The organism is Nonomuraea zeae (assembly GCF_005889725.1).
Taxonomy (GTDB): domain Bacteria; phylum Actinomycetota; class Actinomycetes; order Streptosporangiales; family Streptosporangiaceae; genus Nonomuraea; species Nonomuraea zeae.
The window spans coordinates 1-14,739 of the sequence record NZ_VCKX01000117.1; the positions used below are offsets into that span (position 1 = coordinate 1).

General features: G+C 70.8%; 16 protein-coding genes. 10 read left to right on the top strand and 6 right to left on the bottom strand.

Annotated elements, in window-relative coordinates; genetic code table 11:
• Positions 1-326 (bottom strand): SRPBCC family protein (locus ETD85_RS31950; protein ID WP_206058803.1); only part of this gene is annotated, 326 nt, incomplete at its 3' end.
• A 186-nt stretch (positions 327-512) separates the two neighbouring features.
• On the opposite strand from ETD85_RS31950, the gene ETD85_RS31955 reads away from it, so the two are divergent.
• Entirely contained in the window at positions 513-1,160 is a 648-nt protein-coding gene (locus ETD85_RS31955) for a TetR/AcrR family transcriptional regulator (protein ID WP_138693532.1), read from the top strand.
• A 98-nt stretch (positions 1,161-1,258) separates the two neighbouring features.
• Here the strand turns inward: ETD85_RS31955 and ETD85_RS31960 are convergent, their stop codons facing one another.
• The 3 genes from ETD85_RS31960 to ETD85_RS31970 form a co-directional block, all read right to left on the bottom strand.
• On the bottom strand, positions 1,259-2,476 hold the full coding sequence (locus ETD85_RS31960; RefSeq protein ID WP_138693533.1) for an NADP-dependent isocitrate dehydrogenase: 1,218 nt from the start codon (positions 2,474-2,476) through the stop codon (positions 1,259-1,261).
• Positions 2,477-2,529: 53 nt separating this feature from the next.
• Positions 2,530-2,829 carry a DUF3017 domain-containing protein gene (locus tag ETD85_RS31965; protein ID WP_138693534.1) on the bottom strand — a complete coding sequence of 100 codons (300 nt, stop codon included), beginning with the start codon at positions 2,827-2,829 and terminating at the stop codon, positions 2,530-2,532.
• A 62-nt stretch (positions 2,830-2,891) separates the two neighbouring features.
• The gene (locus ETD85_RS31970; protein WP_138693535.1) at positions 2,892-4,013 is read right to left on the bottom strand and encodes a citrate/2-methylcitrate synthase; all 1,122 of its coding nucleotides are present in this window, start codon (positions 4,011-4,013) and stop codon (positions 2,892-2,894) included.
• A 181-nt stretch (positions 4,014-4,194) separates the two neighbouring features.
• Here ETD85_RS31970 and ETD85_RS31975 point away from each other — a divergent pair, with 181 nt between their 5' ends.
• Both ETD85_RS31975 and ETD85_RS66970 read left to right on the top strand, forming a co-directional pair.
• Positions 4,195-4,845: an FHA domain-containing protein gene (locus ETD85_RS31975; protein ID WP_138693536.1), complete on the top strand. Its 651-nt coding sequence runs from the start codon at positions 4,195-4,197 to the stop codon at positions 4,843-4,845.
• 68 nt (positions 4,846-4,913) lie between these two features.
• Positions 4,914-5,048, top strand: a complete 135-nt coding sequence (locus ETD85_RS66970) for a hypothetical protein (RefSeq protein ID WP_276617294.1) — start codon at positions 4,914-4,916, stop codon at positions 5,046-5,048.
• 30 nt (positions 5,049-5,078) lie between these two features.
• Here ETD85_RS66970 and ETD85_RS31980 read toward each other — a convergent pair whose 3' ends face one another.
• Positions 5,079-6,608, bottom strand: coding sequence for a glycoside hydrolase family 10-like protein (locus ETD85_RS31980; protein ID WP_138693537.1), 1,530 nt, complete (start codon positions 6,606-6,608; stop codon positions 5,079-5,081).
• Positions 6,609-6,695: 87 nt separating this feature from the next.
• Between ETD85_RS31980 and ETD85_RS31985 the strand changes: the two genes are divergently transcribed.
• Both ETD85_RS31985 and ETD85_RS31990 read left to right on the top strand, forming a co-directional pair.
• A complete protein-coding gene (locus ETD85_RS31985; protein ID WP_138693538.1) occupies positions 6,696-8,153 on the top strand; it encodes a glycoside hydrolase family 3 protein in 1,458 nt (485 codons plus the stop codon).
• Complete coding sequence (locus ETD85_RS31990; RefSeq protein ID WP_240779567.1) at positions 8,150-9,010, top strand: MurR/RpiR family transcriptional regulator; 861 nt, start codon at positions 8,150-8,152, stop codon at positions 9,008-9,010. The genes ETD85_RS31985 and ETD85_RS31990 overlap by 4 nt, the downstream gene beginning before the upstream one ends.
• A gap of 13 nt (positions 9,011-9,023) precedes the next feature.
• Here ETD85_RS31990 and ETD85_RS31995 read toward each other — a convergent pair whose 3' ends face one another.
• Positions 9,024-9,794, bottom strand: a complete 771-nt coding sequence (locus ETD85_RS31995; RefSeq protein WP_138693540.1) for an IclR family transcriptional regulator domain-containing protein — start codon at positions 9,792-9,794, stop codon at positions 9,024-9,026.
• A 101-nt stretch (positions 9,795-9,895) separates the two neighbouring features.
• On the opposite strand from ETD85_RS31995, the gene ETD85_RS32000 reads away from it, so the two are divergent.
• The 5 genes from ETD85_RS32000 to ETD85_RS32020 are packed head-to-tail and all read left to right on the top strand — an operon-like array spanning position 9,896 to position 14,720.
• A complete protein-coding gene (locus ETD85_RS32000; RefSeq protein WP_138693541.1) occupies positions 9,896-10,834 on the top strand; it encodes an ABC transporter substrate-binding protein in 939 nt (312 codons plus the stop codon).
• The gene (locus ETD85_RS32005; protein ID WP_240779568.1) at positions 10,831-11,625 is read left to right on the top strand and encodes an ABC transporter permease; all 795 of its coding nucleotides are present in this window, start codon (positions 10,831-10,833) and stop codon (positions 11,623-11,625) included. Before ETD85_RS32000 ends, ETD85_RS32005 begins: the two co-directional genes overlap by 4 nt.
• Positions 11,622-12,371: an ABC transporter permease gene (locus tag ETD85_RS32010; RefSeq protein WP_138693542.1), complete on the top strand. Its 750-nt coding sequence runs from the start codon at positions 11,622-11,624 to the stop codon at positions 12,369-12,371. Before ETD85_RS32005 ends, ETD85_RS32010 begins: the two co-directional genes overlap by 4 nt.
• The gene (locus tag ETD85_RS32015; RefSeq protein ID WP_138693543.1) at positions 12,364-13,134 is read left to right on the top strand and encodes an ABC transporter ATP-binding protein; all 771 of its coding nucleotides are present in this window, start codon (positions 12,364-12,366) and stop codon (positions 13,132-13,134) included. The genes ETD85_RS32010 and ETD85_RS32015 overlap by 8 nt, the downstream gene beginning before the upstream one ends.
• Positions 13,131-14,720, top strand: coding sequence for a thiamine pyrophosphate-dependent enzyme (locus ETD85_RS32020; RefSeq protein WP_138693544.1), 1,590 nt, complete (start codon positions 13,131-13,133; stop codon positions 14,718-14,720). The genes ETD85_RS32015 and ETD85_RS32020 overlap by 4 nt, the downstream gene beginning before the upstream one ends.
• Positions 14,721-14,739 lie beyond the last annotated feature (19 nt).

Here is a 14,739-nt window from a genome sequence, read left to right on the forward strand (position 1 = left end):
GTCGTGGGGGTGGCCGGCGCGGGGGTCGTCCACCGGAACCGCGAGCCCTTGCGGAGGGGGCCGTGGTCGAGGCGCTCGATGGTGGTGACGGGCGGCTGCCAGGACGGCCAGCGCTCCACGTCGGTCTGCAGCTTCCAGATGGTGCTGAGCGGCGCGTCGATCACGGTGTCGGTGCGGTAGCGGATGGGCGAGCCGGCGTCCACGCCCTGCCCGCGGCACTCGGAGGCGCGCGGGGCGGCCAGGGCGGGCTGGGCGGCGATGCCGAGCACGCCGGCGGCGGTGAGCGAGACCGCAAGGGCGGCGGCACGGATGCGGATGGCGAACATGGGGGTTCCTCTCGTTTCGGTCAAACGAGCGTGCCGCGGGGCGAGCTCGCGGACGCGGGCGGCGACGTCCGCGGGGACGACGGTTATTACTGCATATTGCGTTCGTTAGAAGTTATAACCGACGGACGCAGTGAGTGTCAATCACGTTCGTGATAACCTCTAACGGAACGGGAGGTGGCGCAGGCCATGGCGGAGACGGGCACGAAGGCGCCGCGCGAGCGCTACCGCACGCAGGTGCGCGCGGAGATCAAGGAACGCGCGTGGGAGCAGATCGCCACCGCGGGCACCTCGGCGCTGTCGCTCAACGCGATCGCCAAGCAGATGGGCATGAGCGGGCCCGCGCTCTACCGCTATTTCGCCAGCCGCGACGACCTGATCACCGAGCTCATCAGGGACGCCTACCAGAGCCTCGCCGACACCTTCCGCGCGGCCGCCGAGCCCGGCCCGGACGCCGCCGCCCTGGCCCACGCGCTGCGCGGGTGGGCGCTGGCCGACCCGCAGCGGTACTTCCTCATGTACGGCACGCCCGTCCCCGGCTACCACGCCCCCGACGACATCACCGCGATCTCGTCCCGCATCATGGCGACCCTGCTCGACGCATTCACCGCGCTGCACTCCGGCAGCCCGGGGACCCCGCTCGACGCGCACCTCGACGAGCACCGTGGCTGGGCGGACGGCCACCCGGCCCCGCCCGCCGCCCTCCGCCGGGCGCTCGCCTTCTGGACCCGCCTGCACGGCGTCCTGTCCCTGGAGCTGGCGGGCCACTTCAGGGGGATGGACCTCGACCCCGAGCAACTCTTCACCGCCGAGCTGGACACCCTGCTGGAGCGCTGATCACAGAGCCCATTGCGGAAATCGGCTCGCGGGCCCAAAAACCAGAACGGCCTCCACCGTACGGCGAAGCCGCAGGTAGAGGCCGTGTTCGAAAGCGACTAGACAGACATCTTCTTCTTGAGGTTCTCGTCCAGCGCCGCCAGGAAGTCCTGGGTGGTGAGCCACTTGGCGTCGCCGCCGACCAGGAGCGCCAGGTCCTTGGTCATCTGGCCGCCCTCGACGGTCTCGACGCAGACCTCCTCCAGCTTGTTCGCGAAGTCGGTCACGGCGGGGGTGTTGTCGAGCTTGCCGCGGTGGGCCAGGCCACGCGTCCACGCGAAGATCGAGGCGATGGGGTTGGTGGAGGTGGGGTTGCCCTTCTGGTGCTCGCGGTAGTGACGGGTCACCGTGCCGTGGGCGGCCTCGGCCTCGACGGTCTGGCCGTCGGGGGTCATCAGGACCGAGGTCATCAGGCCCAGGGAGCCGAAGCCCTGCGCGACGGTGTCGGACTGCACGTCGCCGTCGTAGTTCTTCGCGGCCCAGACGTAGCCGCCCTCCCACTTCATCGCCGCCGCGACCATGTCGTCGATGAGGCGGTGCTCGTAGGTGAGCCCGGCCTGCTCGAACTCGCTCTTGAACTCGGTCTCGTAGATCTCGGCGAAGATGTCCTTGAAGCGGCCGTCGTAGGCCTTGAGGATGGTGTTCTTCGTGGAGAGGTAGACCGGGTAGTTGCGGTTGAGGCCGTAGCGCATCGAGGCGCGGGCGAAGTCGCGGATCGACTCGTCGAGGTTGTACATCGCCATCGCGATGCCGCTGCCGGGGAAGTCGTACACGTCGAGCTCGATCGGCTCGGAGCCGTCCTTCGGCGTGAACGTCAGGGTCAGTGAGCCCTCGCCCGGGATCTTCAGGTCGGTGGCGCGGTACTGGTCACCGAAGGCGTGACGGCCGACGACGATCGGCTTGGTCCAGCCGGGTACGAGCCGCGGCACGTTCGACATGATGATCGGCTCGCGGAAGATGACGCCGCCGAGGATGTTGCGGATGGTCCCGTTGGGGGACTTCCACATCTTCTTGAGACCGAACTCCTCGACCCGCGCCTCGTCCGGGGTGATGGTGGCGCATTTCACACCGACGCCGTACTTCTTGATGGCGTTGGCGGAGTCGATGGTGACCTGGTCGTCCGTGGCGTCGCGGTGCTCGATGCCGAGGTCGTAGTACTTCAGGTCGACGTCGAGGTAGGGAAGGATCAGCTGGTCCTTGATGAACTGCCAGATGATCCGGGTCATCTCGTCGCCGTCAAGCTCGACGACAGGACCCTCCACCTTGATCTTGGGCATGCGAATGGTTCCCCTTCGATGAATTGATGCGTTGAGGCTATCGGACCGTCCGGTCAACGGGCGAAAAGGGACAGGAGCAGCGCCTTGAGCTCGCTGTTGTCCAGCAGGAGCGAGGTCAGGACCAGCACGAAGCCGAAGCCGGCCAGCGTGATGATGTCTGTCCTCTTACTGCGTACGGACAGCTGTCCGCCGTAACCGGCGAAACGAAGCGCGGCGGCGACCATGATGGCGGCGCCCAACGCGAACCCGCCCCAGCGCGGGTCCACAAAAAGGATCACGAGCACGCCGACGACCGCACCCGCCAGGATCAGCGGGTACGGCCCCCAGCTCTCGCGTTCGGTCCCTCGGCTCAACGCGCCCGCTCACGATCGCATGCGCTACGAACCAGCGTCGGCATCGGTCCTCGTTCTTCCCATCATCTTTCGTCTATCGGCTTCCACTTCTGGTCGGTCTCACCGATGTACTCGCTGTCCGGGCGGATCAATCGGTTGTCGGCGTGCTGCTCGATGACGTGAGCGGTCCAGCCCGACATGCGGCTGATCGAGAAGACAGGGGTGAACAGGTCGGTGGGGATGCCGAGGTAGTGGTACACCGACGCGGCGTAGAAGTCCACGTTCGGGTAGAGGCCCTTCGTCTCGAAGACGACCTCCTCCATCTCCTTGGACATCCGATAATAGGTGTCGTCGCCGCTGGACTCGGCCAGTTCGGCGGACATCCTGCGCAGGTGCGTGGCGCGGGGGTCCTCGGTCTTGTAGACGCGGTGGCCGAAGCCCATGATCTTCTCGCCCGCCGCGAGCTTGTCGCGCACCGCCTGGGCCACGCCGCCGGGAGACAGCGACTCCAGCGTCTTCATGACCTGCTCGTTCGCCCCGCCGTGCAGGGGGCCCTTGAGGGTGCCGATGGCGGCCACGATGGCGGAGTGCATGTCCGACAGGGTCGCGGCGCAGACGCGGGCGGCGAACGTGGAGGCGTTCATGGTGTGGTCGGCGTGCAGCACCAGGCACTCGTCGAAGATCTCGACTTCGCGGGGATCAGGCGTGTGGCCGGTGACCTGGAGCAGGAAGTTCGCGGCGATGCTTAGCGAGGCGTCAGGCTCGGGCGCGCTGCCGCCGGAGCGGGCCGCGTGGTAGCGGGCCACCAGAAGGGGCTGCTGCGCGGTCAGCCTGGCGGCCTTGCGCAGGTTGGCGTCAGGGGTGATGGCGTCCTTGTCGGCGTCGTCCGCACCGGACAGCGACACCAGCGAGCGCAGCGCCTCCATGGGTTTCTGTTTCTCGGCGATCTCGGCGATGTTCGCTGAGACCAGCGCGCCGAGCTCCCTGCCCTGCGCCAGCTCGGCACCGTACGAGTCGAGCTGCGAGCGGGTGGGCAGCTTGCCGCGCTGGAGCAGGTGCGCGGTCTCCTCGAACGTCGCACGGCCGGCCAGGTCATGGATGTCGTATCCACGGTAGAAGAGGCGACCGGCCTTTCCGTCAATGTCGCTCAGCGCTGTGGACGCCGCTACGACATCGGCCAGACCTTTCGTGGGCTTGTCCGCCATGAGTGTTTCCTCCGCTTATCTTCGCCCGAAGTCTACCCGTGAGCAGGCAAAACCGTCCGCAAAGGTCCAGACCAATTTCACGTCGGATTCTCCTTTCGGCAAAGGCGATTCCGCATCCCCTCGTTTGGGTAAGCCGGAGCTGTAGTAATAGTTACGGCGGGCTACCTGGGGAGGAACTGCCGTGGAGGGGCCGTTCATACGCATCGAGGACACTGGCGAGGTGGTCCCGTTGCGCCCCGAGATCACGACGGTCGGAAGGGGCCGGGGTGTTGACATCCGGCTCACCGATCCCAGCGTGTCTCGACTCCATGCCGAGTTCGTCAGACGAGGACCCTACCTGTACGTCGTGGACCTGGGACTGTCCAGGAACGGCACGCGGGTGAACGGCAGGCCGATCGCCCGGAGGGTCCTTGACGACGGCGACGTCGTATCCTTCGGCGCGGCGCGGGGTCGCATCGGCGGAGTCCCCCGTGAGGACTTCGCACCCGAGGTCGAGTTGCGCAGGGCAGCCGCGCCCGAGCTGACCAGACGCGAGGTCGATGTGCTGACCTCGCTCTGCAGGCCGGCGCTGTCGGACGAGGCGTTCGTCGCTCCGGCGACGGCACGCGAGATCGCCGACGACCTGGTCGTGACCGAGGCCGCGGTCAAGCAGCATCTGCTGCGGCTCTACCAGAAGTTCAGGATTCCCGAGGGCACCAACCGCCGCACGCGACTGGCCAACGAGGTCGTCGCGCTCGGTCTGGTACGCCCGACCCCCGTGGTGCCACCACAGCGGGCATCGGGAGCTTCGACCGAGCAGCCATCGGCGGCTGCCGGGCGCAGGGCTTCTTAGGACCGGATCGCGACCGGGGCTTCGGCGAGGGGTTCCGGCAGCGTCGGAACCTGTGCATCACCATGCCCATGCGGCACGGTGACGAGCGGCGGCAGGCGGCCGCGCACCGGATCCATCGGTGCGCGGCGGGCGTGCCGGGCTCGTCGCCGGTCTGGAAACCGGCCGGCGACGCGCGCAGGCGCAGCATGCCCGCGGACCGGTGACGGCCCGCGGGCGAGCCGCGGAGCTCAGGCTCAGATCACCCGGAAGCCGTTGCTCGGCTTGCTGGTCCTGTTCGCGCGGTCCACCGCGACCACGTAGTAGTGCTGGCCGCGCTTGCCCTCGGGGTCGGTCCAGCGCACCTGCCGGTCCCCCGGCACCACCGCGACCAGGTTGCGCGCGTCGGCGAAGGCGTCGGACGACGCGTGCCGGTCGAAGCGGAAGATGGCGAACTGGAACGGCTCGTCCCTGCCGGTCGCCACGGCCCGCACCTCGACCCCGCCGGAGCGGCGCAGCGCGTACGCCAGCACCGGCCGCTTCGGCGGCTCGCCACCGGCCAGCCTGGGCAGCACGGGCGCGAGCGCGGGGCGCTGGTAGTGGTCGTTCACGGCGGTGGAGATGGAGGCGATCCGGTCCACCTTGACGTCGTTGGCGTTGTACCAGATGTCGCCGCTGATCTCGGGGTGGTCCCGGTTGAGCGTGAGGTGCCTGGACAGCTCGGCCGGGACCTGCCACTCGGCCGCCTGCGCGGGATCGCCGGCCTTGTAGGCGGCCTGGCCGATCCACAGCAGCGTGTTCGTGCCGGCGGCCACGTCCGACCACCACGGCACGAGCTTGGAGTAGTCGGCCGGCGGCTGCCCGATGTACCAGTAGAGCTGCGGCGCGATGTAGTCCAGCCAGCCCTTCTTCACCCAGCCGCGGGTGTCGGCGTGCAGGTTGTCGTACGACTGGCCGCCGTTGGTCTCCGAGCCGAGCGGGTCGGTGGCCTTGTTGCGCCAGATGCCGGACGGGCTGATGCCCCAGGCGATCTCCGGCTTGGCCGCCAGCACGCGCTGCTGCATCTCCTGGACCATGAGGTCGACGTTGTTGCGCCGCCAGGTGGCCAGGTCGGGGAACCCGGCGCCGTACTTGGCGAACTCCTCGGCGTCGTCGAAGGCAGTGGTGTTCGTCGGGTAGAAGTAGTCGTCGAAGTGCAGGCCGTCGATGTCGTAGCGGGTGATCGCGTCCATCATCGCGTCCTGACAGAACTTGCGTACCTCCGGGAGGCCCGGGTTGTAGTAGAGCTTGCCGCCGAACGGCAGGATCCAGTCGGGGTGCTGCCGTCCCGGGTGGTCGGGGTGCAGCTTGGCGGGGTCGGCCTGCATCGAGACGCGGTACGGGTTGAACCACGCGTGGAAGGCCAGGCCGCGCTTGTGGGTCTCCTCCACGGCGAACCCGAGCGGGTCGTAGCCGGGGTCCTGGCCCTGGGTGCCGGTCAGATACTGCGACCAGGGCTCGAAAGGTGACGGCCAGAACGCGTCGGCGGTCGGCCTGATCTGCACGAACACCGAGTTCAGCTTGCGCTGCACAGCCACGTCCAGCCAGGCGAGGTACTCGGCCTTCTGCTGGTCGGCGGTCAGTCCGGGCTTCGAGGGCCAGTTGATGTTGACCACGGAAGCGATCCACATGCCGCGCATCTGGCGCAGCGGCGGAACGTGGTCCGCCGCCGCGAAGGCCGGCAGCGGGACGGAGGAAGCGGCGGCGGCGAGGGCGAGGCCCTTCAGGAGAGTCCTTCTGCTGGGCATGGGGGGTGGCCTCTCGGAAGTGGTTGTGTCGAGGGCGACGATGACAGAAAATTACCTTCAGATCAACAACTGTGAAGGAAAATGCCGATGAGCGGTGACCTGTACAGACTGGCGATGACCGTGCTGCATCCGGGGTACGAGGGGACCTCCGCCCCCGACTGGTTGCGCCGCGCGCTGGGCGACGGTCTGGGCGGGGTGGTGTTGTTCGCCCGTAACGCCATCGACGAGCAGCTCGTACGGCACTTGCGGGCCGAGAACCCGGGCACCGTGATCGCCATCGACGAGGAGGGCGGCGCGGTCACCCGGCTCGAAGTCGTGGCCGGCAGCTCCTTCCCCGGCAACAAGGCGCTGGGCGTGGTGGACGCCGTGGCGCTCACCGAGCGGGTGGGCCGCCAGATCGGCAGGATGCTCGCCGAGCTGGACATCACCCTCGACTACGCGCCGTCCGCCGACGTGAACGCCAACCCGGCCAACCCCGTGATCGGCGTCCGCTCGTTCGGGCCGGACCCCGAGCTGGTCGCCCGCCACACCGTCGCCTACGTGGACGGCGTGCAGGGCGCGGGGGTGGCCGCCTGCGCCAAGCACTTCCCCGGGCACGGGGACACGGTCACCGACTCCCACCTGGCGCTGCCGACCGTGCACGCCTCGCGCGAGACGCTGTTCGAGCGCGACCTTCCGCCGTTCAGAGCCGCGATCGACGCCGGGGTGCGCTCGATCATGTCCGGCCACCTGCTCGTTCCCGCTCTCGACCCGGCGCTGCCGGCGACGCTGAGCCGTACCGTCATGACCGAGCTCCTCAGGGGCGAGCTCGGTTTCGACGGGATGCTCGTCACCGACGCGATCGAGATGCAGGCGGTGGCCGACATGTTCGCCCCCGGCGAGATCGCGGTGCGCGCGCTCGGCGCGGGCGTGGACGCCATCTGCGTGGGGCTGTCCACCGAGGACAGCCTGCACGAGATCCGCGACGCGATCGTGGCCGCGGTGCGCTCCGGGGTCCTGCCCGAGGAGCGGCTGGCGGAGGCGGCCGAGCGGGTGCGCGTGCTGTCCGACTGGTACGCCGCCCAGCAGGCGCTGCGCGACAAGGCCCGCGGCGACGTGGACGAGGGCGTCGGCCTGGACGCGGCCAGGGCGGCGCTGACCACGGATGGCCGCGCCCGGCTGGCGCGCGGGCCGCTGGTCGTCGAGGTCAACACGCGCTTCAGCAAGGCGGTGGACCCGGCCACGCCGACCGGCATCACGGCGGCGCTCACCACCCTGCTCCCGGACACCGCCAGGGTGCAGATGGAGCCGGAGGGCGCGCTGCCCGCGTTCGACGACCGGCCGGTGGTGCTGGTGGTCCACGACGCCGCCCGGCACGCCTGGGTGCGCGAGACCGTGGCCAGGGCCGCGGCGATCCGGCCCGACGTGATCGTGGTGGACACCGGCATCCCCGCTCCCGCGGCCGGGGCCGCCGTGCACGTGGCCACGCACGGGATCTCCCGCGTGTCCGCGCAGGCCGCGGCGGAATGGCTGACAGGTGGCTTGCGGGCCGGAGGAGATCAGTGACCGCCGAGTCCGCCAACCCGGTCGCGGCGGTGCGTGCCGTCCTGCCCTCGCTCACCCCGGCGGCGCAGGCCATCGCTCGCATCATCCTGGACGATCCCGGGCTGGTCGTGCGGAGCACGATCACCGAGTTCAGCGGGGTGTCCGGGACGAGCGAGGCGACGATCGTGCGCACCGCCCGCGCGCTCGGCTTCGCCGGCTACTCGCAGATGCGCTTCGCGCTGGCCGCCGCCGTGGCCAAGGAGCCCGAGCGCCTGGTGCCCGGCGACCTGGGGCCCGACGATCCGCTGACCGACGTGATCGCCAAGGTGGCGCGGGCGGAGTCGGAGGCGCTGGCCGACACGGCGGCGCAGCTCGACCCGGACCAGCTCGGCGAGGTCGTGGCGGCCATCTCGGCGGCGCGGCGGGTGGACGTGTACGGCGTCGCCGCCTCCGGCCTGGTCGCCGCGGACATGTCGCAGAAGCTGCTGCGGATCGGGCTGTCCAGCCACCCGTTCAGTGACGCTCACCTGGCGCTGACCAGCGCGGCGTTGCTGCGGGACGGCGACGTGGCGGTGGCGATCAGCTGCAGCGGCGAGACGCCCGACGTGCTCGTGCCCGCGCGGACGGCTTCCGAGGCGGGTGCGCTGATCGTGGGGATCACCAACAATCCCCGGTCGTCGCTGGCGGAGCTGGCCGATCACACGCTGGTGTCGGCCGGGCGGGAGACGGCGTTCCGCCCGGGGGCGCTGGCCAGCCGGATCAGCCAGTTGCTGATCGTGGACTGCATCTTCGTGGGGCTGGCGCAGCGTACGTACGACCGGGCGGACGCGGCCATCCGGGCGACCCGCGACGCCACCGACCGGTACCGGAACCGCTGAAGGCGGAGGCGGGTCAGGCTCTGGCGACGGACAGCGACGCGAGGTCGGCCTCGATCTTGGCGGCCGTGGCCAGCAGGTGCGGCAGCAGCGTGCGTCCCGCCGCCTGGAGGGTCGTGCGGCTGGCGTGCGTGGAGACGTTGACCGCCGCGACCGTACGGCCGGCCCGGTCGCGGATCGGCGCGGCGATCGAGCGCAGCCCCTCTTCCAGCTCCTGGTCCACCATCGCCCACCCCCGCGCGCGCACGTGCTCCAGCTCGGTACGCAGCGCGGCGGGCAGGACGATCGTCCGTGACGTGAGCCGGCGCAGGTCGGCCCGCTCCAGGTAGTCGTCGAGCCGGTCGGGCGGTAGCGCCGCCAGCAGCACCCGCCCCATGGACGTGCAGTAGGCGGGGAACCTGGTGCCGATGTTGATCGTCACCCGCATGATCCGGGCCGTGGCGACCCTGGCGACGTAGACGACGTCCGCGCCGTCGAGCACCGCGACCGAGGCCGACTCGTGCACCTCGGCGGCCAGCCGTTCGAGGTGCGGGTCGGCGACCTCGGGCAGCGACAGGCTCGACAGGTAGGCGTACCCGAGCTCCAGCACCCGCGGCGTGAGCGCGAACAGCCGCCCGTCGCTGCGCACGTAGCCGAGGTCGGTGAGCGTGATCAGGAACCGCCTGGCCGCCGCCCTGCTGAGCCCGGTCGCGCGGGCCACCTGGCTGAGCGTCAGCTCGGGCTCGATGGCGCTGAACGCCCGGATCACGGCGAGTCCGCGGGCCAGCGACTGCACATGATCGACCATGGTGATCCCCTTGACAGGCGCCGACAAAGGCGTAAGTTCCGCGATACGGGGTCGTTCGGTCAGAGAATACATGTGCGCATCGCGAACACATAGGAGCAGCCGTGCGTCGCGCTCTCATCCTCCTCTCCGCCCTGCTCGTGACCGCCTGCGGCGGCACGCCGGCCGCGACCCCCAGTCAGGGCGCGGGAAAGACCAAGGTCAACGCGGGTGTGATCGCCATCGTGGACACCGCGCCGATCCACCTGGGCAAGGCCAAGGGCTTCTTCGACGAGCAGAACATCGATCTCACGATCACTCCGGTCCAGGGCGGCGCGGCCAGCATCTCCGGTGCGGTGAGCGGGCAGTTCCAGTTCGCCTTCGCCAACACGACCTCGCTGCTGACCGCCAAGCAGCAGGGGCTCGACGTGAAGGTGGTCGCCAACGGCGTCTCCTCGACCGGCGAGCAGGGCAAGGACTTCAGCGCGGTGCTGGTCAAGCCGGACAGCCCGATCAAGGCGGCCAAGGACCTGGCGGGCAAGAAGATCTCGGTCAACCAGCTCAAGAACATCGGCGACACGACCGTACGCGCCTCCGTGCGCAACGCGGGCGGCGACCCCACCGGCATCGAGTTCGTCGAGCTGCCCTTCCCCGACGCGCCCGCCGCCCTGCAGAGCGGCCGGGTGGACGCCATCTGGGTGGTCGAGCCGTTCGTCAGCCAGGCGCTCAGCCAGGGCGCGCGGGCCGTGGCCTGGAACTTCGCCGACGCCGCGCCGAACCTGACCGTCGCCATGTACTTCACCACCGGCAGGACCGACGCCGACCTGACCAAGCGGTTCACCGCGGCGATCCGCAAGTCGCTGGAGTACGCCGACGCGCATCCCGACGAGGTCAGAGAGGTGCTGAAGACGTACACGAAGATCGCGCCGGAGGTGATCGCGAAGATCTACCTGCCGAAGTGGCCGGCCGAGGTGAACAAGGCGTCCGTGCAGACCATCGCCGATCTGGCGGCGGCCGACGGGGTGCTGAAGGAGAAGATCGACGTGTCGGCGCTGGTGCAGTGACCGCACGCCGTTCCGGCGCCGCACTGGCCCGGCTCGGCCACGGCCTGGCCGGGCTGGGGGCGCTGCTCGCGCTGATGGAGGTCGTGCCGCGGGCCGGCCTGGTCGACGAGCGGTTCCTGCCGCCCGCCTCGCGGATACTCGGGACCCTCTTCGCGCAGCTGGGCACGCCCGAGCTGTGGATCGCGCTCGGCGAGACCATGCGCGGCTGGGCGCTGGGGCTGGCGATCGCGTTCTGCGCGGCGGTGGTGACCGGCGTCGTCATCGGAATCGTGCCGGGGCTGCGCGCGCTGACCGGCTCCACCGTGGAGTTCCTGCGGCCGATCCCGTCGGTCGCGCTGGTGCCGCTGGCCACGCTGCTGTTCGGGCCGTCGCTCGGCTCGACGCTGATGCTCGTGGTCTACGCGTCGTTCTGGCAGGTGCTCATCCAGGTCCTGTACGGCGTCGCGGCCGTGGACTCGGTGGCGTTCGACACCGCGCGGTCGTACGGGCTGTCGGCCTGGTCGCGGGTCAGGCACCTGGTGTGGCCGACCGCGCTGCCGTACGTCATGACCGGGCTCAGGCTGGCCGCGGCGGTGGCGTTCATCCTGGCCGTGACGGCCGAGCTGGTCATCGGCAGCCCGGGGCTGGGCGCCGAGATCCAGGTGGCGCAGAGCAGCGGGGCCGTGCCTGCCGTGTACGCGCTGATCGTGCTGGCCGGGCTGGTCGGCATCGGGGTGAACGCGGCCGTGCGGCTGCTGGAGCGCAGGGTGCTGGCCTGGCATCCCGCCGTACGCTCGGAGGTCGCCGCGTGAGAGTCGTCAACCTGCTGGCGCTGCCGGTCCTGCTGGTGCTGGGCTGGTGGGCGGTCAGCGGGAGCTCCTTCTACCTGCCGAGCCCGGAGGCCGTCGGGCGGGCGTTCGTGGCGACCTGGTTCTCCGAGCGGCTGCTCGACGACGTGCTGCCGAGCGTGGGCCGGCTGCTGGCGGGTTACGCCGTGGCCGGCGTGCTCGGTGTCGGGCTGGGCGTGCCGATCGGCCTGTCGCGGCGGCTGCGGGCCACGCTGGAGCCGGTCCTGGAATTCTTCAGGGCGATCCCGCCGCCGGTGCTGGTGCCGCTGATCATGCTGCTGGCCGGGATCGACACCCCCATGAAGGTGCTGGTCATCGTCTCGGGCTGCGTCTGGCCGATCCTGCTCAACACCGTGGAGGGCGTACGCGCGCTGGACGAGGTCCTCGCCGACACCTGCCGCATGTACGGCGTGCGCGGCGCCACCAGGATGCGGCGGTTCGTGCTGCGCGGCGCCAGCCCGCAGATCATGACCGGGCTGCGGCAGGCGCTGTCCATCGGGATCATCCTCATGGTCATCAGCGAGATGTTCGCCAGCTCCAGCGGCCTGGGGTTCACGATCGTGCTGTTCCAGCGGCAGTTCCAGATCGCCGAGATGTGGAGCGGGATCCTGCTGCTCGGGCTGCTCGGCCTGGCGCTGTCCCTGCTCTTCCGCCGCGTCGAGCGGTGGGTGTTGTCCTGGTACTACGGCAGTGGAGCCGCCCGTGCTTGAGATCTCCTCGCTGAACAAGGTCTACGAGAGCCCCGGCCGCCGGGTCGAGGCGATCAGCTCCATCACCTTCGAGGTCGGCACCGGCGAGCTGGTCTGCGTCGTGGGGCCATCCGGCTGCGGCAAGACCACGCTGCTGCGGTGCGTCGCCGGACTGCTGCCGGTCAGCGCGGGCCAGGTCCGGGTGGCCGGGACGCCCGTCACCGGGCCGCCGCCGAGCATGGCCGTGGTCTTCCAGGAGTACGGCCGCAGCCTGTTCCCCTGGATGACCGTGCGACAGAACGTCGAGCTGCCGCTGAAGGAGAAGCGGCTGCCCGCCGCGCGGCGGCGCGAGCTGGTCGCGGACTCGCTGGCGGCGGTCGGGCTGGGCGACGCGGCCGACGCGCATCCCTGGCAGCTGTCCGGCGGCATGCAGCAGCGGGTGGCCATCGCGCGGGCGGTGGCGTACGAGCCTCAGGTGCTGCTCATGGACGAGCCGTTCGCCGCCGTGGACGCGCAGACCAGGGCCGATCTGGAGGACCTGATCCTGCGGCTGTGGCGCGAGCTCGGCGTGACCACGCTGTTCGTCACCCACGACATCGACGAGGCCGTCTACCTGGGACAACGGGTGATCGTGCTGTCCTCGTCCCCCACCGTGATCATGGAAGACCTGAAGATCGAGCTGCCGCCGGAGCGCGACCAGCTCATCACGCGCTCGTTGCCCCAGTTCGGGGAGCTGCGCGGGCACGTGTACCGCCAGATCCAGCGCGCGAGGGGGACGCGATGACCACGGTCAAGGACGCCGCGTTCGACGTGCTCAGGCGGTACGGGCTGACCACGATCTTCAGCAATCCCGGCTCCACCGAGGTGTCCCTGCTGACCGGGCTGCCGGACGACCTGCGCTTCGTGCTCGCCCTGCACGAGGGCTCCGTGGTCGGCATGGCCACCGGGTGGGCCATCGGGCACGACGCCCCCGCGCTGGCCCTGCTGCACACCACCGCCGGGCTGGGCAACGCGGTCGGGGCCATCGCCACCGCCCGCGCCAACCGGGTGCCGCTGGTGGTCCTCGTCGGCCAGCAGGACCGGCGGCACCTGGCGCTGGAGCCCTTCCTGGCCGGGCGGCTGGCCGGGCTGGCCGGGGACTATCCGGTCTGGGTGGACCAGCCGGTGCGCGCCCAGGACGTGCCGGGCGCGCTGGCGCGCGCCTGCCACGAGGCGGCCACCGCCCGGGGGCCCGCGCTGGTGGTGGTGCCGATGGACGACTGGGCGGCGGACTTCGACGGAGAGGTCATGGCGGCCCCGAAACGGCTGCTGCGCCCGGCGGCCGTGGCGGACGACGAGCTCGCGCCGCTGGTGGAGCTGCTGGCCGGGGCGCGCGCGCCGGCGATCGTCACGGGCGCGGGCGCGGACTGGCCGTCCCTGGTGTCGCTGGCCGAGCGGCTGGCCTGCCCGGTGTTCCAGGAGTCGTTCGGCGGGCGGGCCGGGTTCCCGCAGGACCATCCGCAGTACGCGGGCGTGCTGCCCGCCGACAGGACGCGGCTGCGGGTGGTGCTGGGGGCGCATGACGTGGTGCTCGCGGTGGGAGCGCCCGTCTTCCGCCAGTACCCCTACGTTCCGGGGCCCCTGGTGCCGCCGGGCACGTCGGTCGCGCTGGTCACCGCCGATCCGGCGGAGGCGCATCGCAGCCCCGCCGACCTGGCCTACCTGGCCGCACCCGGCGCCGTCTGCGGGCGGCTGGCCGAGCTGCTCCCCGCCCGGTCCGGGGCGCCGGTGACGCCGTGGGACGTTCCCGAGGCTCCCGAGCCGCCCGCGGCCGGCCGGCCGTTGCGGGCCGCGCACGTGCTGCGCGAGCTGGCCAGGCGCCTGCCGGCCGACGCCGTGCTCATCGAGGAGACCCCGTCCTCGCGCCCCGACCTGCACCGGCTCGTACCGGCCAGGAGCCCGCTCGGCTTCGTGTCGGCCGCGATGGGCGGGCTGGGGTTCGCAGTGCCCGCCGCCGTGGGCCTGCGCATGGCGCTGCCCGGCCGGCCCGTGCTCGCGGTCGTGGGCGACGGGTCGGCGCTCTACGGCGTGCACGCCCTGTGGAGCGCCGCGCACTACCGGGTGGGCGCGCTGTTCGTCGTGCTCGCCAACGGCCGCTACGCGGTCATGGACCGGCTGGCCGACAAGCAGGGCGGCAAGGCGCCGTGGCCGCCGTTCACGGAGGTGGACATGGGCGGCCTGGCCAGGTCGCTGGGCTGCCCGGCCAGGCGCGTGGACTCCTACGACGAGCTGACGGCGGTGCTGGACGAGGTGCTGCCGTCGCTGTCCGACCGCGAGGAGCCGCTGCTCCTCGACGTGACCGTGACCGTGGACGCGGATTTCCAGCCCTGATCTCCACCCCAAGGAGGCT

Bases quoted from the DNA above. Each gene is read 5' to 3' on its own strand.
- ETD85_RS31955 (WP_138693532.1), top strand. From the start codon at position 513: ATGGCGGAGACGGGCACGAAGGCGCCGCGCGAGCGCTACCGCACGCAG.
- ETD85_RS31960 (WP_138693533.1), bottom strand. From the start codon at position 2,476: ATGCCCAAGATCAAGGTGGAGGGTCCTGTCGTCGAGCTTGACGGCGAC.
- ETD85_RS31970 (WP_138693535.1), bottom strand. From the start codon at position 4,013: ATGGCGGACAAGCCCACGAAAGGTCTGGCCGATGTCGTAGCGGCGTCC.
- ETD85_RS66970 (WP_276617294.1), top strand. From the start codon at position 4,914: ATGCGGCACGGTGACGAGCGGCGGCAGGCGGCCGCGCACCGGATCCAT.
- ETD85_RS31980 (WP_138693537.1), bottom strand. From the start codon at position 6,608: ATGCCCAGCAGAAGGACTCTCCTGAAGGGCCTCGCCCTCGCCGCCGCC.
- ETD85_RS31985 (WP_138693538.1), top strand. From the start codon at position 6,696: ATGAGCGGTGACCTGTACAGACTGGCGATGACCGTGCTGCATCCGGGG.
- ETD85_RS31995 (WP_138693540.1), bottom strand. From the start codon at position 9,794: ATGGTCGATCATGTGCAGTCGCTGGCCCGCGGACTCGCCGTGATCCGG.
- ETD85_RS32020 (WP_138693544.1), top strand. From the start codon at position 13,131: ATGACCACGGTCAAGGACGCCGCGTTCGACGTGCTCAGGCGGTACGGG.